Annotated in this window: 22 protein-coding genes and 1 pseudogene; 17 read left to right on the top strand and 6 right to left on the bottom strand. The window is 48.2% G+C overall.

All coding sequences use genetic code 11. The features are described 5' to 3' along the window. Window positions 1–214: 214 nt before the first annotated feature. From DUT67_RS05605 to DUT67_RS05595, 3 genes are read right to left on the bottom strand one after another with little or no spacing between them, the layout of a single operon-like run. Window positions 215–814, bottom strand: coding sequence for a DUF2441 domain-containing protein (locus DUT67_RS05605; RefSeq protein ID WP_113633159.1), 600 nt, complete (start codon window positions 812–814; stop codon window positions 215–217). 2 nt (window positions 815–816) lie between these two features. After that, window positions 817–1845: a site-specific integrase gene (locus DUT67_RS05600; RefSeq protein ID WP_113633158.1), complete on the bottom strand. Its 1029-nt coding sequence runs from the start codon at window positions 1843–1845 to the stop codon at window positions 817–819. 18 nt (window positions 1846–1863) lie between these two features. After that, window positions 1864–2727, bottom strand: coding sequence for a helix-turn-helix domain-containing protein (locus DUT67_RS05595; protein ID WP_113633157.1), 864 nt, complete (start codon window positions 2725–2727; stop codon window positions 1864–1866). A gap of 159 nt (window positions 2728–2886) precedes the next feature. Between DUT67_RS05595 and DUT67_RS05590 the strand changes: the two genes are divergently transcribed. The 3 genes from DUT67_RS05590 to DUT67_RS05580 are packed head-to-tail and all read left to right on the top strand — an operon-like array spanning window position 2887 to window position 4038. Then, window positions 2887–3072, top strand: a complete 186-nt coding sequence (locus DUT67_RS05590) for a hypothetical protein (RefSeq protein WP_223254660.1) — start codon at window positions 2887–2889, stop codon at window positions 3070–3072. 38 nt (window positions 3073–3110) lie between these two features. Next, window positions 3111–3620 (top strand): phage regulatory CII family protein, encoded by a 510-nt coding sequence (locus DUT67_RS05585; protein WP_113633155.1) that lies wholly within the window; start codon window positions 3111–3113, stop codon window positions 3618–3620. 13 nt (window positions 3621–3633) lie between these two features. Beyond that, window positions 3634–4038, top strand: a complete 405-nt coding sequence (locus DUT67_RS05580; RefSeq protein WP_113633154.1) for a hypothetical protein — start codon at window positions 3634–3636, stop codon at window positions 4036–4038. Here DUT67_RS05580 and DUT67_RS05575 read toward each other — a convergent pair. Next, window positions 4016–4222, bottom strand: a complete 207-nt coding sequence (locus DUT67_RS05575; RefSeq protein WP_113633153.1) for a hypothetical protein — start codon at window positions 4220–4222, stop codon at window positions 4016–4018. The genes DUT67_RS05580 and DUT67_RS05575 overlap by 23 nt on opposite strands. A 136-nt stretch (window positions 4223–4358) precedes the next feature. Between DUT67_RS05575 and DUT67_RS05570 the strand changes: the two genes are divergently transcribed. The 11 genes and pseudogenes from DUT67_RS05570 (at window position 4359) to DUT67_RS05520 (ending at window position 12390) form a co-directional block, all read left to right on the top strand. Continuing rightward, complete coding sequence (locus DUT67_RS05570; RefSeq protein ID WP_189339561.1) at window positions 4359–4535, top strand: hypothetical protein; 177 nt, start codon at window positions 4359–4361, stop codon at window positions 4533–4535. Then, window positions 4532–5032 (top strand): replication protein B, encoded by a 501-nt coding sequence (locus DUT67_RS05565; protein ID WP_113633152.1) that lies wholly within the window; start codon window positions 4532–4534, stop codon window positions 5030–5032. Before DUT67_RS05570 ends, DUT67_RS05565 begins: the two co-directional genes overlap by 4 nt. A gap of 61 nt (window positions 5033–5093) precedes the next feature. Continuing rightward, window positions 5094–5342 carry a DUF2732 family protein gene (locus DUT67_RS05560; protein ID WP_113633151.1) on the top strand — a complete coding sequence of 83 codons (249 nt, stop codon included), beginning with the start codon at window positions 5094–5096 and terminating at the stop codon, window positions 5340–5342. Further along, the gene (locus DUT67_RS05555) at window positions 5342–5650 is read left to right on the top strand and encodes a DUF5405 family protein (protein WP_113633150.1); all 309 of its coding nucleotides are present in this window, start codon (window positions 5342–5344) and stop codon (window positions 5648–5650) included. The genes DUT67_RS05560 and DUT67_RS05555 overlap by 1 nt, the downstream gene beginning before the upstream one ends. Next, window positions 5650–5874: a TraR/DksA family transcriptional regulator gene (locus DUT67_RS05550; RefSeq protein WP_113633149.1), complete on the top strand. Its 225-nt coding sequence runs from the start codon at window positions 5650–5652 to the stop codon at window positions 5872–5874. Before DUT67_RS05555 ends, DUT67_RS05550 begins: the two co-directional genes overlap by 1 nt. Beyond that, window positions 5871–6152: a hypothetical protein gene (locus tag DUT67_RS05545; RefSeq protein WP_223254659.1), complete on the top strand. Its 282-nt coding sequence runs from the start codon at window positions 5871–5873 to the stop codon at window positions 6150–6152. The genes DUT67_RS05550 and DUT67_RS05545 overlap by 4 nt, the downstream gene beginning before the upstream one ends. Further along, entirely contained in the window at window positions 6149–8443 is a 2295-nt protein-coding gene (locus DUT67_RS05540) for a replication endonuclease (RefSeq protein ID WP_113633148.1), read from the top strand. The genes DUT67_RS05545 and DUT67_RS05540 overlap by 4 nt, the downstream gene beginning before the upstream one ends. Before the next feature lies 1 nt (window position 8444). Further along, window positions 8445–8643, top strand: a pseudogene (locus DUT67_RS05535) (hypothetical protein). A 762-nt stretch (window positions 8644–9405) separates the two neighbouring features. Further along, the gene (locus tag DUT67_RS05530) at window positions 9406–9972 is read left to right on the top strand and encodes an ABC-three component system protein (RefSeq protein WP_113633145.1); all 567 of its coding nucleotides are present in this window, start codon (window positions 9406–9408) and stop codon (window positions 9970–9972) included. After that, complete coding sequence (locus DUT67_RS05525) at window positions 9966–10466, top strand: ABC-three component system middle component 5 (RefSeq protein ID WP_113633144.1); 501 nt, start codon at window positions 9966–9968, stop codon at window positions 10464–10466. The genes DUT67_RS05530 and DUT67_RS05525 overlap by 7 nt, the downstream gene beginning before the upstream one ends. After that, window positions 10453–12390 carry an AAA family ATPase gene (locus DUT67_RS05520; protein ID WP_113633143.1) on the top strand — a complete coding sequence of 646 codons (1938 nt, stop codon included), beginning with the start codon at window positions 10453–10455 and terminating at the stop codon, window positions 12388–12390. Before DUT67_RS05525 ends, DUT67_RS05520 begins: the two co-directional genes overlap by 14 nt. 325 nt (window positions 12391–12715) lie before the next feature. Here the strand turns inward: DUT67_RS05520 and DUT67_RS05515 are convergent, their stop codons facing one another. Both DUT67_RS05515 and DUT67_RS05510 read right to left on the bottom strand, forming a co-directional pair. Beyond that, window positions 12716–13735 carry a phage portal protein gene (locus DUT67_RS05515; protein WP_113633142.1) on the bottom strand — a complete coding sequence of 340 codons (1020 nt, stop codon included), beginning with the start codon at window positions 13733–13735 and terminating at the stop codon, window positions 12716–12718. Next, window positions 13732–15501, bottom strand: a complete 1770-nt coding sequence (locus DUT67_RS05510; protein WP_113633141.1) for a terminase ATPase subunit family protein — start codon at window positions 15499–15501, stop codon at window positions 13732–13734. The genes DUT67_RS05515 and DUT67_RS05510 overlap by 4 nt, the downstream gene beginning before the upstream one ends. Window positions 15502–15640: 139 nt before the next feature. Between DUT67_RS05510 and DUT67_RS05505 the strand changes: the two genes are divergently transcribed. The 3 genes from DUT67_RS05505 to DUT67_RS05495 are packed head-to-tail and all read left to right on the top strand — an operon-like array spanning window position 15641 to window position 18323. Further along, window positions 15641–16495 (top strand): GPO family capsid scaffolding protein, encoded by an 855-nt coding sequence (locus tag DUT67_RS05505; protein WP_113633140.1) that lies wholly within the window; start codon window positions 15641–15643, stop codon window positions 16493–16495. A 49-nt stretch (window positions 16496–16544) separates the two neighbouring features. Beyond that, the gene (locus DUT67_RS05500) at window positions 16545–17660 is read left to right on the top strand and encodes a phage major capsid protein, P2 family (RefSeq protein WP_113633139.1); all 1116 of its coding nucleotides are present in this window, start codon (window positions 16545–16547) and stop codon (window positions 17658–17660) included. Window positions 17661–17663: 3 nt separating this feature from the next. Further along, window positions 17664–18323 (top strand): terminase endonuclease subunit, encoded by a 660-nt coding sequence (locus DUT67_RS05495; RefSeq protein ID WP_113633138.1) that lies wholly within the window; start codon window positions 17664–17666, stop codon window positions 18321–18323. The last annotated feature ends 55 nt before the right edge of the window (window positions 18324–18378 follow it).

The raw sequence follows: 18378 nt of genomic DNA, 5'->3' as shown, positions 1-18378 counted from the left end.
AAGTACCTGAGATGTCTTTTATCTATCTTTTCTCTGCCGCCACTCAGACAAAAAAAAGCCTAGCAATTTCGCTAGGCATTTTAAAAATAACAACTTTCGGATGTTGCGAAAGCGCTATCTTAGTTAAGACGCTCTTATGCAATAGCATTGAAAAATATGGTTATTTTATAAAATACAGTTAGTTATGTGTACATCTGGTGCAACCAAGTGTAGCCTAAAACGTGTTGCGTGGACATAATGTGGACTCGACCCCAACTACAACTACTCCCCCTTCCACCAATATCTCTTTCCTACCGTCTTCATTTCCAGTCCAATATCCACGCGCCTTAGACATCATTTGGTCATCATTATAAGTCGGTTCAAGATTATCTAAGTTACCAGCATAAGTAACAAAAATATTAGCGTTTGGTAAAGGCTCGACTACTAGGAGGGAGTAAGGGCTATTGGTTTCATTGAGGCTGTCTATCCAGCACTCAAGATCTTCTTTCCTAGGTAATAAAAATGTACAAGATTGTCGTGATGGCAAACAGGGATATTCTGAAGCTCGAACCCTTTCAAAAACCTGCTCCCGATGGAGATGCTTTAAAGCTTTGGCACGGCCATTGATTGCCAGCAGTTGCGACTTACGATAAGTAGCTGGAAGAGTGAGAATATAATCTATGGGAACAGAGTCCTCACCATTTGCCGCATATACACAACACTCCACTATATTTTTATAATAATTATTATATCCAGAGTGGTTTATTTTTTCACCTACACTCCATTGTTTATTGGGTGCTTTATGAACATTAAGATGATAGAAATAATTTGGCATCACTATTTTCCATTTGATTTACTTAAAGGATTTAATATCACCGCTTCTTCTAAATGATCCGGTGCAAAGTGCGCATACCTCATCGTTTCGCGGATATTAGCATGACCTAAAATTCTCTGTAATACTAAGATATTGCCCCCATTCATCATAAAATGGGAAGCAAAGGTATGTCGCAAAACGTGCGTTTTCTGCCCTTCTGGCAGAGTAATACTTGTCGTCGCCAGCACTTTCTTAAATGTCTGGTAGCAGGGTTTGAACATTCGCCCCTGTCGTGTGGCTAATTCATCATGCAGCCACTGCGAGATCGGCACCGTTCGATTCTTCTTCCCTTTAGTCTTGAAAAAAGTCACTTTAAAAGGCGACAGCTGGGAACGGGTCAGGTTTTCCGCTTCGCTCCAACGCGCACCAGTAGACAAGCACACCTTCACAATCCACGTTAGATCTTCATTGCCGTATGATTCACACGCCCCCAATAATTCACGAATCTGAGGGTGTGTTAACCACGCCATTTCCTTGTCTTCTTCTTTGAAAACACGGATACCGTCTAGAGGGTTAGGCAAATTCCACTCCCCTAGCCTTTTTAATTCACTGAACACAGCGGTTAGATACTGTAGCTCTCGGTTGACTGTGATCGGTTTCACAGCCCAACGCTCTGGATTGTCATGGTATCCGTTACTGATTTCACCCCGTAACCGCTTATCACGGTAGTGCGCAAAATCTTTAGCAGTAAAACGAGACGCTATTGGGTCGCCCAACCCATCACAGACAATTTTCAGCTTTCCCATGCGGGAACTGATAGCCGTAAGAGATTGGCCGTGTAAGTGATACCAGAGATCGATAACTTCACTAAGACGGCGGCGATCTTCTTTCTCTCCTAACCACGGCTTTTCACTGGCTTCATTCAGAGTGTATTGCTCAAACGCAGTCGCTTCGCCTTTGGTCTGGAATGTTTTACGGACGCGCTTACTATCGCGCCCGTTAATACGGAAATCAGCGCGCCATTCTCCAGAGGGGAGTTTAGTTACAGCCATAACGTTAATGCCTGCTATTTAAATATGTTTTTCCAACGTTAAGAAAACTAGACCAACAGGTTTAACGTCACTGACATCACAATCAAACTGCGCAGAACTACTGCTTACTTTGAGCTTATTCCCCGGCAATCGAGCGATATCGCAAACATCAATAGCCCCGTCTAAATCAACGAACCAACGCCCATTACTGATAGTTTTTGCGTCTCTATCGATTACCCAGGAATTTTTAGTGCCATCTACAAACGCGGGGGAAGACACAGAAGCAGGTATGAGGGCTTTGTCACATACCCATGAACCAACGGATTTTAACTCGCCGGATAAGAGCTGGTATTTAGGGATATCCGTTACATTCTCATTAGCGGGTAGAGAGAACGCCGCTTCACCTTTCATGTCTCCCTGCCCTGTTACCAGCCAACGGAGAGAAACCCCAGTTTCAAGAGCGCAGGTCACGACAATATCACCAGGGAAAAAATTACGTCGAACCCATGAACTGATCGTGCCTGACGATAGGTTGAATCGCTCACCTAACTCTTTTTGCATTTCAAAGCCGTAAGCATCCAGCATGCGTCGCAGAATCGGCTTACCCCCTGCCGAGAGCACCATATCGTAAAGGCTTTTACCCACTTTTCCTTTCAAACGGTCATTAACAACCGATGAACTTAAATTTTTAAGTTCTCCTGTTAATAACCAAATGAGATCGGCTCCTGTATCAATAGCACAAGAAAGAATTGCACTGCTCGGAACGCTGCCCCGTTGCATCCAGTTGCTTACATTTCCGGGATGAATTTTCATAACCTCGGCCAAAGCCTTCTGAGAAGAAACGTTATAGGAGGCATAGAGCCTTTCTAAAACCTCTTCAGCATTCTGAGTTTCACTAATCATTTTACGCCCAATGGAAATCTAAAGACTTTACAAAAGTCATAAGGTGTTTTAGATTGTCCCCCGTAGAGACAAAATGCACGCCAATGCACTAAAACAACAGCCAACTAGAGATATTGATTTATGACATCACAAATTGCAATCCCTTCCGGAAAGGACGTCATGACATATGACGAGTTTGCCGCCGCCTACGGGTACAGCCTGCGAACCGTCAAACAGATGGTTTTCGATGGCGATCTCCTTATCATGCCTCGTAAAAAAGAAGGAAGTGCCGCCCGTATTAACATGGTTGCTTTCCGTGCCCGGCTGCTACAGCAAGGTATCAACTGCCGTTACGTTGCTGCGTAAGCTGAACTTAATTATTTAAGTTAACAGGGATGATGACTATGTTTGATTACCAAATGGCTAAACAACCGCACTTCAACAACGCTTGCCGGGCATTTTCCAACAAGCAGAATCTGGCTGATGTGGCCGAACGTATCGGCATGAATGCGCAAATGTTGCGTAACAAACTGAATCCAGAGCAGCCGCACAAATTGACCTGTGACGAGCTGATGACCATCACCGATGTAACCGAAGACGCCACGCTGATCGATGGGCTTTTGGCGCAGCTTAATTGCCTGCCAGCCGTGCCAGTGAATGAGGCAAAGGCGGAACGGCTAACCACGTATGTATTGCAGGCCACCGCCGCAGTGGGCGCGGTTGCTGCTGAAAGCGTATCCGATGAGCGTATGACGCCAGCGCGTCGTCATAACGTGATCGAGAGTATCAACGCGGGTGTGCGTTATTTGTCGCTGGTCGGCTTAACGTTACAGACGCGTATTCAAGCTAATCCCGCGTTAGCGTCAACCGTAGATGCACTGAGCGGTATTAGTGCGTCGTTGAATATTGGGTGAAATCGGAGTTCATATGTCATCACTTGTTTCTTATTCACATACCAGTCAAAAAGTAGATAGCATCAAAATTGAAGATTCCTCAAAACCAATAGTTTATCGGGGGGATTTAGATGATGTGGATTTTATTGCATGGTTAAGAAAAGTTGCATCAGCTATTGAAGGAAAGCAGCGATATGAAGCTGAAATTAAATCAGCGAAGATATCATTAAGAGATAAAGAAAATGAGCAAAAAAGTGCATACGAATTTATTAATGCATTCGTTTATTTAGCACATGAAGATGTAGAACTGGATAAAGGGAGGTACAAAGCAGAGATAAAACACAGAAAAAACGGCATGTCTATGGATGCCGTTTTGTACTCAAATAAACCAATAAATGCTGATGATGTAGGTGAGGTTATTCAGCGTTACGTAAGTTGATTTGTGCGCCTAATATCGAATGAAGCTCTTTCGCTTGTTCTAAAGTAATTTGCAATGAAAGTATATCGCTGGCGTTTAATTTCGTTTCGGCGCTAATGGATATATGGATGTTAAAAAAATCATCACTTTTAAATCCACCAGATATGATTTTTTCAGGGTGAATCTGAATAACATTTCTTGCCATTAGTACGCTCCTTGCGTGGTTGGTTGTTTTTGGCGATTCAATCCTACCACAACACCATGCGCCGGGCATGGCTAAAACCCGGCACCTATTCGCAACCGTCTATCCGTGGGCGGTTACCAATAGGAAGGAGGAAACCATGCAAGCACCAATATCAATAGCGCCGTTCCTCTGGTGGCACCAGACGGAGACAAAGCCAGACTTTACGATCACCCACGGCAAAGGCCGTCAGGGGATCATCATTCGTACCCGCCGGGAGAGTGTTAGCCAGCGGGTTATCCACTCTATCAAGTCAGTGTTACGGGGGAAAGCATGACAGCCTTTACCGTCAGCAGTATGCAGAATTTACCCGCCGGGCTGCGTAATGTGATCGGCAAGCACTTTGCTGATAGTCGCTGGCGTGAAACCTGCGCCTATTACAACGGGCTACATGAGCGCGACCGTTTAACTATCTGCTTTCATGCGCAGATGAAAAAGAGCCAGACCGTTTACCGTCTGGAGGAAATGCCAACCGCAGAGCGTGAGCGGATTGTTTGCGCAATTGATGAGCTGCGCCGCATATTCTCGCTGAGCCGCAAGCGTCGTGAAAAAACCTCGACCTTTTTAAGTTGGTTAAGTGTCGGTGAAAGGCGAACGTTATTTTTTCATGCGGGATTAAGTGAAAATGAATTTAATCAGCCTTACTGGAGGATTGATGATGTTTCATGTCCGTGGCGAAATAAAATATCACATGCCTTAAATGAGCTATTCAGCTTGTTTGAAGCCGCCCCCGATATCCTGACGGCAATTAAACCCGAAGAATATCTGAATTAAATAACCCCTGAAATTAATTAGGCGCTTAACCGCGTCGGGACTCCCTTTATCTGAGGATTATATGCACATGTATAAAACAGTCGGTCAGGCGATGCACCGCAAGGCTGAAAGCGAGGGCATTCAGTTAATGCTTTCTCAGGCACGCAATGAGGCGAAAGCCGATGCGCACACGTCGTTTTCTTCTCGTCTGGATAAGTTGGCGACTCACGCCGCTATTAATGAATTAAGCAGTGTTGAAATCATCGAATTATTACGTCAGGAATCAGACGCCTTTAATCATTCCGGGTCAGATATCAAGGCGGTGATGTAATGGAAAACCCAGCTTACAACCGCGTCGATATCAACGGCAATTATGCAATAGCGAAAGTCGGCTATGACTTTGCGCTGGGCGAAATTAAATGCGGGAAAGAAGACGGCGACCAGCCTTATTTATCCACGCTGGCTGTTTATCAAAATCCCGTCAGCCTCATTAACGATTTTGTGCATCGTGCTATCGCCACCGAAATTTGGCGCGGAAACGTCACCGATGCCAAGAAATTGATGACCGAAAGCAAGCGCTTTGCGGCGCTGTGCCAGTCAGCTTTTGACCAGCTCAATAACGATAAGGAGCAAGAGTAATGCCGGATTTAATGGACATGGTGCAGCAGCGCCAGCAAGACATGTTAGACCATCAGATCACCAACGCCCGGAACGTCCAGCGCGGCGTTTCTGCGTTCGAGTGTGAAGACTGCGATCAACCGATACCCGAAGCGCGCCGCGCTGCAATCGACGGCGTGATCCGCTGCGCGACCTGTCAGGGCATTCACGAACTGAAAGGTAAGCATTATCGGGGTGGGTTATGAGTCCTCGCATTATGCCTGCTGGGCTTGTTCGTCCCAATTGTCCACCGTCTCCGCCGTCTCCATCCCTTGAGGCGCTGGGATTAGTAATCAGAGCACGCGAATTAGCACAAGAGATTGCCGAGCAAGAGCGAGACAAAGCTGATTTAACGCAACTGGTTCTAAGTGAAATTAGTGATTTTTTTGCAGGTATAAGCCAACCCGGCACGCCAGAGACAGCGGAAGAAATGCAGGCCGCATTAATGGCGCGTGTTGAATCAGTGATGCGCGATCATCAATGAGCGTTACCCACCGGGGGCGCTCCGCTCCCACCCCACCGCCATCTTTCCCCGGCAGCACCCGCGATGCGTTCGTGGGTGCGCATTCGTGGAATGCCCCCCGCCCGGCCATCGTGCCAGAAGAGAGACAGCTTACCCGTGAGGAATGGACTCAGGGGCAAGCCGTTTTATCGAAAATTAACCAGCAACCGCACTTCCTGCGGGAAATCTGCCTGAACCGTTACGCGTACCTGAAAAAAAATAAAGGGATGCTCACCGCTAATCGTTTTCTGGTTAATAGCTTTATGCAGCGCATGTGGCCGCGTATTGAGGCAATCAATACGCGCCATGCCATGAATCGCCACGCTTCCGAGCGTTTCCTGTCTGAATCTGACGATTATCAAACGCTGCCCGGTATGAATGACAAAGCGCTGGGGCGTCTGGCTGCGCGCATTTCCGACCAGATATTTTCGGCGTATGAAGAAATGAGCGATGCCATGAAAGCGGAGCACGGCGATCAGCCTGATGCGCTCTTTACCGATGCGGCACAGGCTGAGCTTTTCGGCCATGTCGCCAGAATGGCTCGTGCGTTCAATATCACCCCGCTTTTCTGGAAGAACTACCGCAAAGGCACGCTGAATATACGTAAAGCAATAGCCAGCCTGCGCCGACTGTTTAATGAAGAATGGTGGGTGCGCCAGCTTAAAGCCCAGCGCACACGCTGGCGTGAGGCGTTGATGATTGCCGTCGGGCAGGTCAGTAAAAAAGCCTCACCCTATTCCAGCAAGATGGCGATCCGCGATGTACAGGCGCGTCGTCTTGCCAACATGGATTACCTGAAAAGTTGTGAGCTGGAGAACGTCGCTACAGGTGAACGTATCGACCTGATCGACAAGGTAATGGCGAGTATTTCCAACCCAGAAATCCGCCGTATGGAGCTAATGAGTACCATCGCGGGAGTGGAGCGTTACGCCAGCGAACAGCGAGATGTCGGGATGTTTATCACCATCACGACCCCGTCGAAATATCACCCGACCCGCGTGATCGGCAAGGGCGAAAACGAGACAGTCCAGTTTAACCGGAACTGGGACAACGAAGCGTTTACGCCGAAAGACGGCCAGCGCTATCTGGTCAAAATTTGGAGCAAAATGCGCACGGCATTTAAAGACGCAGACCTGAAAGTTTACGGGATGCGCGTTGTCGAACCGCATCACGACGGGACACCACACTGGCACATGATGCTGTTTTGCAAGCGCGCACATCGCCAATCAGCCATCGATATTATGCGCCGCTACGCCATGAAAGAAGACGGCGCCGAACGCGGCGCGGCTAAGTACCGCTTTGAATGTAAACACCTCAATAAAGGCGGCGCGGCTGGCTATATCGCTAAGTACATCGCAAAAAATATTGATGGGTACGCGCTCGACGGCCAACTGGACGACGAAACCGGAAAGCCGCTGCGTGATATGGCCGCTGCTGTCACCGCGTGGGCGTCAACGTGGCGCATCCCCCAATTTAAACCTATCGGTATTCCCACTATGGGCGCTTACCGCGAGTGCCGTAGCGGCACGTTACGCAGCGTCAATCTTACTGACCAGTTCGACGAGCAAGTCGAGGCGGTTCGCTGTGCCGCCGATGTTGGCGATTTTTCCGCATACATGGCCGCACAAGGCGGCGCGAATGTTTCCCGCGAACTGCAAACGGTGCGTGTTGCGCGCCGGATATCTGACCAGCTCAACGAGTATGACGAAGAGGTGCAAAAGGTGGTCGGAATTTTCGCCCCGCATTTGGGCGCGGGTCATGTTTTTGAAACCCGGACAACCGAGTGGCGCATTGTTTCTAAAGCCGTTGAAGTTCAGCCTTTGACTTTAAAAAGCGCCCCCGGCGCGCCTCGGAGTCCTGTCAATAACTGTGGGTTGGGTTCTCAACGGTCAGGCGAAAATGTCAAAACGCAGGCCGAAAACAGCGGCATAGCGACGACATCAGAAACCGATAACACACCGATTGACTGGAATGACGACGCGGCTGTGAGGGCGCTAGGAATGCGTCTGCGTGAGCAATCCGTCAGGAAGAATCATAAACAACGCGACTTTGACCCCAATACCCTCCGCGATCCGTCACCGTCAGCCAGATTAACGGGCGAAGAACGGGAGCGGATACCCCGCATTCAGCGTGATTTGATGCAGCGCGGTATCAGCGTTCAACGCTGGGAGCTGGAAGCACTGGCGCGCGGGGCAAAGATGAAGGTTGACGGCGAACTTATTTCATACCCGGCGGCTGATGAGTGGCCGGGGTTTAGTCATAAGATGGAATAAAATGCCTAAATCCCCCACCGAACGTAAAGCCACCCAGCGCGCACATCAGCGTAATGCTGGCGTGATGAAGGTCGAAATTCATGTTGATGCGCGAGAGCTGGAAATGCTGGGAGAAATTACCTGTTACTGAGGGCTGCCTATCCGGTGCGTCTGAGTGTTGGAACCAACAAAGCTGGCATGATTTAAAGTTAATTCTGTGAATACCAAGGCGTGAAATGTTTAAGTGACATGTCACACCGTATTAATCGCGCTGGACACATAACCAATCAGTCACACAGAGCACACTAAGTGATTGACGAAAATTTCAATATGCACAATACTGTATATGTATACAGTAAAGATAAGGAAGTGGCCCCCCTTGGAAAACACGGAACACATACAAGCTGTTTTGTCGCGGGTTCAGTTAATCGCTGACATATCGTTAGTGGCTCAGTGCGATGTAGGAGAATTAAAAACCGCGATGTCAATCATTGCGGATTTGACGAGCGGCACGATAGAAACCAGAGAACACCGAGGGCTTAGTGATAAATCGGAACTGGTCGAGTACCTTAAAAAACGATTAGAGGATGCCGTCTTTTAGCAATGCATGCAAAATCTAAAAAGCAGATGGTGGTTGTGGATATGGCTAGCTCTTTGAGTTTTTTTATTAAGAAATGAGTATGTGATCCATTCCGCATAAGCAGTTGAAGTTCTTGAGTTGTAGATAGGCAGTATTCATTTTAATATGCGTGCATAAAATCTACATCAAGGATATCAGAATGGACTGGATTACTCATATCATCACTTTTTTGGTTGGGCTTGGCTCTGGTTGGTCGATTCGAATTGCGTATTCGTCACGCAAACAAGTTGGCGATTCTACTGCAAATTCAAACAATAACACTGTGACTCAGACAGGTAACAGTGTTACGAACGGTAGCATTGTTGGCGGTAACCAGGATAACTCACATTAAGAGGGATTTAGTGTGTCTATCGAACAGTCAGGCAACGCCGTTACCAATGGCGACATAATTGCTGGTAATCAGACCAATCAGACTATTCATCAGTACGCTGCAAAGAGTACTAATCGCGAGATACAGGGTCTCTATGATCGTCTAAAGAGGGGAGATTCTGGTGATTCAAACTCGGCATTTTGTGCTGAATTGGAGCATTACATGTCTCTTCAGCCAGAAATTGATGTTAGAGGTTTGGATGTTAAATTAATTGAGAGTAATAGAAAGGATTTATTATTTTTAGCGAAACAGATGAAGGAAAAAGCAGCAAAAGCTATAATGCGCCGTCAAACCTCACGAACTGCACAAAGAATATTTGTAATTATTTTAGACCAGATCCATTATGATTTTATAATGAAGGTGACTCCACTTATAGAAGAAGACAGCCCCAGAATAATTGTTGATGAAAAAATTAGCTCAATAATTGATGATTTATATACTTCATTAGGTGAAAACTTATTAGAGTTGACAGCTAAAGATCTTTTGGGGTTATTATTTTTCCTCGGTGGAAATTGTCATATAAGGTGGGATAAATGTTAATTTACCATCCAGCATATGATGCGTATCATTGCATTTTTAGAATGATTGCGTTGATAGATCATGTAAACGAAATTGAAGTTGATAAAGTAAGAATATTAGATTTTTATCTTATTTTCCCGGCTTTGGTTTCTGAAATTAGAATGCCTCATAACTACAGCTCTGTTAAAAAAGAGGCAAAAAAGTATTCCAATGAGTATAGGAATCCTATTAACACCTCGTCAACCTTTAGAGATATGCATGAGATTCAGATGGCAGCGATTAGGTGTCTGGCAGCTACTGGGTTGATTGAGATAAAACCTCTTGAAAGAGATCTTATCAAGCGAACGAATAAGTCTATACCAGATGGTTTACTCTTATCAATGCGCGATTTTCTCAATGCGAAAGAAGAGATCTATACTTTTATCATAAGTAAATTATCGAAATTCCATCTGACAGGGAAGGATGGGCTGAAAGATAGAACGAATTTAATGGAGTTTAGATATGACTTTTCTTAATCCATCTTTTTCTGTAATTAAATTGAAAGTTTTTCAACATGGACACGAAGCATTTAGCTGCGATTTTCATAAAGGTGTGAATGTCATCAGAGGACGTAATAGCTCTGGTAAAACAACCATTATGGATCTGCTTGCTTTTTCTATTGGTGCAGAAAACATTAGGTGGAAACCTCAAGCTCTTCTATGTACCTTGACTCTGGTTGAAGTTCTTTTAAATAATAAGCCCGCATGTTTCAGAAGGGAGATTAGTAAGGAATCCATGCGGCCATTAAGTATTTTCTGGGGGGGGATGGATGAAGCACTACAATCTTCACCTAGCCAGTGGGAAACATACCCTTTCAAACGTTCAGAAAAGTCATTGAGTTTTTCTCAAGTGATTTTGAATGCGTTAGATATGCCACTAGCACAGGGAGAAGGTGCATCAATTTTAACGATGCATCAAATTCTTCGTGTACTATATGCAGATCAACCTTCGGTTCATAGTCCTATTTTTAGAAACGATAATTTTGATAGAGCCCTAACCAGAGAAACTGTTGGTGATTATTTATGTGGTATATTTGATGACATTCTATATAGTTCATTGATTAGACTTAAACAAGTCGATTCTGAACTGTCGACTAAAATTACAGAGTTGAAAAGCATATTTACAGTGCTAGGGCGTTCTGGTCAATCCGAAAACATTCATTTCATCGAGCAAAGAATAAATGATTTAGAGAAAGAGAAAAGTGATATTTATCATAAAATAAATGAATTGAAAGGTCGTCCGGTATCTGATGGAAATAATAAAAAATCTGACAGGGAAAAAACAAATAATCTACGTAAAAGTTTGAATAAAGCGAAAGAAGAGGAAGTAAAAAACACTGATAATATTAACGTATTGGAGATGGAAGTAGCTGACTCTGAGATGTTTATTAATGAATTAGAGGCAAGATATCAAGCACTGAATGAATCAGGTATAGCGAGAGAATATTTCAGCAATGTACAGTTTCAATTTTGTCCTAGCTGTTTAAGTGAATTGCATAGTTCCTCTGAAAGTGGATGTTCGCTGTGTAAAAGTCATGCGCCAGAAGGAAGCGAAGCTCCGCAGTTACTGAGGATGAAAAATGAAATCTCTGTGCAATTGAAAGAGTCAAAATATTTACTTGAACATAACGTTGAGAAATTAAAAATCCTGAGACTCCAAGCACCAATATTAAAGAAAAATGTTCAAGCTCTTATTCGAGAGTATGAAGCTGTTTCTACCGTATGGGAAAATGCCTACGAAATAGAATTTGAAGCACTAACTAAAGCGCTTGGTCGAGTTGAAGAAGAGATTAATCAAGCGTATGAGTCGCAGAAATTAAGTGATGTAATTTCTGAATTGCAAAAGAATCGTGATGATTTGCAATCAGAGAAAGAGCGACTAGAGTCACTCATAGAATCCTTGCAAAGCAAAGAGGAGAACAGGAAAAAAGATATTTCTCAGACTGTTGAATCTATTATGACAAGGCTTCTTAAGCTAGACCTCCCATTACAAACTGAATTTATTAATCCTAAGCAAATTAATTTTAGCTTTGTGGATAACGAAGTATATGTTAATGGTTCTAAAAATTTCTCAGAAAGCTCTGCTGTAGTGCTAAGACATATTTTTCATTTGGCGCTTCTTACTGCAAGTCTTGAAAAACCTTATATGAGGTTGCCTCGATTCTTAATGCTAGATGGGATCGATGATGGTGGTATGGAGAAGGAGCGTAGCCACAATCTGCAGAAAATCATAGTCCAAGAAGCAGAAACATATGAGTATGATTTTCAGTTGATTTATGCAACGTCAGAAATTAATCCGAAGTATGACAACACAGATTTAATCGTTGGAAGATATTTTAATCCTGAAGATCGATCTCTCAATGTGAGTTATATCGCAACTGATAATGGAAAATTAATCTAAATGCATAGGAACCATGCAATATAGTGCATGATTTTGCATTCTTTTTTACATCAGATTTTTCCAGCTATCAGCAGTGCTGGCGCGGCTAGGAACTCCTAATGCACCTGCATGAAAACCGACACACAAAGCGGGCAGGCGTGGCGGGGATAGCATTGCGCGCAAGGGCGTTTAGGCGTGATTCATCCCGCGCCGCTGCGTCCCGCTATGAGGTGTTCCGCTTTGATGTCGTCGTGAGATTGGTTTTTCACTGGAGCGCGTAGAACGCGATTGGTGAGGTCTGAGCGGGTGTAAAAAAAGCCGCGGGTTAGGCGGCTGGGTTGCAGGGTTACTCTTCTATCAGTTTGTAGGGCTTAAACGCGATCACCTCTATTCCCACGTAGTTATTAATTTCCTTCATCCTTTCCTGTAACGGCGTCAGCTCGTTTCTGACAAACACCTGACTCGCCTTTTCCACATCCCCAAAGCCGCCCGTGTTATTCGGGATAATCCCCATCATCTGCGGCGGTACGCGGTGGGCGCTGAGCAGGTCGTCACGGCTGGCGTTCTTAATGTTAAAGAAATCATCTTTAGTTGCCACCTCGCTGAGCGGCACAATCTTGATGCCGTCCGGCTTGCCGTTGGGGGCGTAGAAAAACAGATTCTTAAAATTCCCCAGCCCCTTTGTATTACTCATCGCGGCGCGTAACTTGTCTACGTCGGTGCCGCTTTGTGCCGCATCGGTCACGTACATGATGTAACCCGCATGTGCACCATTCTGGTAATACTTGCGCCGGAACAGCGTCGCCGATTCGTTCAGCCATGCCGAGTTCAACGAGCTGATATATTCCGGCAGGCCGTACATTTCCTGATTAATATCAGGCTCAAGCAGATGGAACACGCTACCCGGTTCAAAGCGGTGCGGTTCTTTGAATGACTGCACGAACCAGTAAACATCGTCCTCTATCCCGCGCCGGGTATATTTGGCCGGGCTAGATTCCAGCCGCAATAAGCCCCCTACCCGATTCAATCGTTTTTCCAGAAACGCATTCCCAAACACCAGATAGTCGAGCACGAAGCGGCTAAAATCCTGCTGACTCAATAGCGGGTGCGGGATAAACGTGCTCACCAGAATGTTACGTTTCACATAGATGGGTGAGCTGTGGTGTACCGCCGCACGCAGGCTTTTAGCCAACCCGCTAAAGTTGATCGGCGGCTCAATCCATCGGCCATTATGGATACACTCGGCATAGTCCAGAATGTCGCGGCGATCCAGAACGGCAGACGGTTCACCAAAGGTAAATGCTTCCATCGGCTGCGGCTGGTTGACGGGCTCCGATGTTGACTTGCGATATTTACGCTTTTTCATTCGTTAAAATCCAAAATGCTGACAGGGACATGACCGTTAATCGCGGTCAGGGGTTCGTTTAACAGCGCGTGCATGGTTGCCCATGCCACATCGGCGTGGCTGATTTCTTCGCTGCGGCTGGCTTCGTAAGTTGTGCGGTTACCGCTGGCCGTCATGGTTTTGCGTATGGCCATAAACGATTGAGTGATGTCGGTGTGGCTGGTGTCGTACTCCAGCCGCCCACTTGTGATCGTGTCTTTGGCCTTGAGCACCATCGCGGTTTTGATTTCGGGTGAGTATTTGATTTCACGCGCGGCGGGGAAGAAGCCGCGCACAAGCTGGTAAACGCCCTGACCGATGCCAGTTGCATCAATGCCGATGTATTCGACGATGTATTTTTCCGTTAGCAGCTTGATAGCCTCGGCCTGTGCGGCAAAGTCCATTCCTTTCCACTGGAAGCGCTCAAGGATACGAAACTTACCGCCCGGAGCCTGCGGCGGTGCCAGTACCACACAGCCAGCGCTGTCACCTGTGTGTGACGGGTCGTAACCAATCCAGACAGGTTTATAGGCAAACGGGCGCAGCGCGTAGGGGTTAAAATCCTCCCACTCTTCCAGCGCATCGACCATGCAACGCTGTAATTCCTCAAACGGGAATACGGACGCCTTATCATCAACAAACTCGCACATCAGCAGGTTCTGATACTCTGCCGGGCTGTATTCCAGCGTGAGTTGGTCAAGGTCGAACAGGTTACAGCCCCCGGCCAGCGCATCTTCTACCGTCACAATCTGCCGCCACTGGCCGTCACCGCACAGCACGCCGCCGGACAAATTCGCGTGGCTTAAATCCAGATGGAGGTGATCGGCCTTGTTGCTGCGCCCCTTGTTGAACAGCTCACCCGACCAGAACGGATAGGCGCTGTGTGCCAGACTCGATGGCGTTGAAAAGTACGTGCTGCGCCACTTTTTGTGCAATGACATGCCACTGGCGACTTTGCGCAACTCCTGAAACTTGGGTATCCAGAAATATTCATCCAGATACAGGTTTCCGGTGTAGCTCTGCGCGGTACGGATATTGGTGCCGAGGAAGAACAGGCGCGCTCCGTTGGGCAGAACCATCGGATCGCCTTTCAGGTCAACATCGACCAGCCGGGCAAAGTCGATGATGTAATTTTTAAAGACGTGTGCCTGCGCCTTACTGGCACTGAGGAAAATCTGATTGCGCCCGGTAGTGAGCGCATCAATCAGCGCTTCCCGCGCAAAATAGAACGTCGCCCCAATCTGGCGCGATTTCAGGATATTGCGGATACGGTGCTGTAGTCCGGCCTGATGCCAGCCGCGCTGGTACTCGAAAATCTCACTCAGGAAAATGTCGTTCAGCTTCTCGATAGCCGACTCGCTGAACATATTCTTTTCTGGTGCCTTACGTTCACCCTTGTTGCGGTTGCGCACGTTGGGATTGAGATCGGCCTCGTTGCCAGTCTGGCTGTAGCGGTTTACCCGCGCCAGCCGCTCAATCTGACGGCCTAACAGGTCAATCTCTTTGTAGTCATGCCCCTCCTTTTTCGTCTTCATGATGAGCTGAATCAACCGCGCCTCAAGGCTGGCTTCAACACGCGATACCGGGGCGATAGCGTCCCAGCCGTCGCGCTGTTTCCAGCTCTGAACGGTCGGCGTTTTCTGGTTCAGCATTTCCCCAATCTGACGCACCGAAAAACCCTGCCAGTAGAGCAAAGCCGCCTGTCGCCGTGGGTCGCTGATGATGGTGGTATCGATGGCTGTATTCATGACGGCAAGGCTACGTCAGCGACGCCCCTCCCCGCCTTAAGTGCCTGTTGTGCCAGCGGTTAGCAAACCGTGATTGATGGCGCGCCATAGTGTCACGCCGGATACTCGCCCCGACTTCCCGCAAACAACGGATGAGAAAATGGCAAAGAAAGTTTCTAAGTGGTTCCGCGTTGGTGTCGAGGGTGACACTTGCGACGGTCGCGTGATTGACGCGAACGATATTCAAAACATGGCGGAGACGTTTGATCCGCGCGTCTATGGTTGCCGCATCAACCTTGAGCACCTGAAAGGTTTACTGCCTGACAGTCCGTTTCGTCGTTATGGCGATGTGGTCGAGCTGAAAGCCGAAACGATTGATGATGATTCAGCCCTAAAGGGCAAGCTGGCGCTGTTTGCCAAAATCACTCCGACCGACGAGCTGGTCACTCTGAATAAGGCCTCGCAAAAGGTCTATACCTCCATGGAGATCCAGCCCAATTTTGCCAACACAGGCAAAGCCTATCTGGTCGGTCTGGCGGTTACTGACGATCCAGCCAGCCTCGGCACGGAAATGCTGGAGTTCAGCGCCAAAGCCAAACATAGCCCGCTGGCAACCCGCAAATCCTCCCCGGAAAACCTCTTTTCTGTCGCCACCGAAGTAACGCTGGAGTTTGAAGACCTACCGGACGTGGAGCCGACGCTGTTAACCCGCGTAAAAGCCCTGTTTGGCCGCAAACAGTCCAGTGATGACGCCCGTTTCAATGATGTGCATGAGGCGGTGGCCGAAGTGGCCGGACAGGTGCAGACCAACGCCGACAGCGTGGAGCAGCGCTTCACCCAGCTTGAGCAGCGCCAGCAGCAGGACGTTGCCACCCTGACGCAAAAGCTGAGCGCCAGTGAGCAGCAGTTAAGCGACCTCAAAGCCACGCTGGACGGCACAGAGAGCTTGTCGCAAAAGCGCCGCCCCCCGGCAACAGGTGGCGACGGCGAAGCCTCGTTGCTGACCAACTGCTAACCGGGGCACTGATCCTCGATACCCTTTTTCGGAAAGAACAGGAAAAACCATGCGTAAAGAAACCCGTTTTAAATTTAATGCCTACATGACCCAGCTTGCCGCACTGAATGGCGTTGAGGTGGAAACGCTGAGCAAGAAATTCAGCGTTGAGCCGTCCGTCACGCAGTCGCTGATGGAGGTGGTGCAAGAGTCCTCTGACTTCCTGACCCGCATCAACATCGTGCCAGTTGCTGAGCTGACCGGGGAAAAGATCGGCCTCGGCGTGTCCGGGTCAGTTGCCAGCACCACGGATACATCAAACGGTGACGAGCGTGAAACCGCTGATTTACTGAGTCTGGAAGCACGCCAGTACAAGTGCGAACAGATGAACTTTGATTTCCATATCCGTTACAACACCCTTGACCTATGGGCGCGTTTTCAGGATTTCCAGTTGCGTTTGCGTAACGCTATCGCCAAACGTCAGTCGCTGGATTACATCATGGCCGGATGGCACGGCGTGAAGCGTGCGGCGACCTCTGACCGTGCTAAAAATCCGCTCTTGCAGGACGTGGCGGTGGGCTGGTTGCAAAAGTACCGCAATGAATCTGCCAAACGTGTGATGAGTAAAGTCGTGGGCGAAGACGGCGCAGTGATTTCCGAGCAAATCCGCGTCGGTGAGAACGGTGATTATGCCAGCCTCGACGCCCTCGTGATGGATGCGACCAACACCATGATCGACGAATGGCATCAGGAAGACCCGGACTTGGTGGTGATTTGTGGCCGTCAGTTGCTGTCAGACAAATATTTCCCACTGGTCAATAAGCAGCAGGAAAACAGCGAAATACTGGCCGCTGATGTGATTATCAGCCAGAAGCGTATCGGCAACCTGCCTGCCGTGCGCGTGCCGTACTTCCCGGCCAATGCCCTGATGATCACCCGTCTGGATAACCTGTCTATCTACTACATGGACGACAGTCACCGTCGCCATATTGAAGAAGTCGCCAAACGAGACCGTATCGAAAACTACGAATCCATTAAACAGGATTATGTCGTGGAAGATTACGGCTGTGGCTGCGTGATCGAAAACATCCAGCTCGGTAAGTTCCCTGAACCACCTGAAGCGGAAAAAGCCGCAGAGCCTGCCGCGTCAGGTACTGAAACCTCAACCGATAACGCCGGAGCTTAAGCCATGCTAAGCCCCGCCCAGCGTCACATGATGCGGGTATCGGCTGCTGAGGCGTCGCAGCGGGAGAATGATCCGCTGCGACAGGCCACCGGGTACGAGCAAATGCTGTTCCGGCTTGCGGCTGACAAACGCACGTTAAAACAGGTGCGCTCCATCGAGCGTAAAGCCGAGATGAAAAGCGGGCTGTTACCCAGCTATGCACCCTGGGTGGCGGGTGTCCTCGCCAACGGTCGCGGCGCACAGGACGCGGTATTAATGACGGTCATGGTGTGGAAGCTCGACGCCGGGGACGTTCCCGGCGCGCTGGAGATTGCCCGTTATGCCACCGCACACAAGCTGGTGATGCCAGAGGGGTACACCCGCCCAACGCCGTACCTGTTAGCCGAAGAGGTGGCCGACGCGGCGACCCGCGCCCATACCGCCGGGCAGGCGGTCAATATTGAGCTGCTGATCGACACGCTGACGCTCACCGACGCCGAAGACATGCCCGATCAGGTACGCGCCAAACTGCACAAAATCATCGGCCTGATACTGCGCAGCGGCAAGCCTGAGCAAGCCCTGTTTCACCTGAAACGCGCCTTTCAGCTTGATAGCCGAAGCGGTGTGAAAAAAGACATAGAGCGGCTGGAAACCGCGCTGCGCAAAGCAGCGGCCTGTCGTTAACCCAACGCGCCCCGCGCCGGGCGGCACACAGGCCGGAACAGTTCACTGTTTTCTG

Origin of the sequence: Pectobacterium peruviense (assembly GCF_003312355.2) — a bacterium.
Lineage (GTDB): Bacteria > Pseudomonadota > Gammaproteobacteria > Enterobacterales > Enterobacteriaceae > Pectobacterium > Pectobacterium peruviense.
Note: the sequence above shows the minus strand (reverse complement) of the source record. Positions and strands in the feature narration are given on the sequence as shown.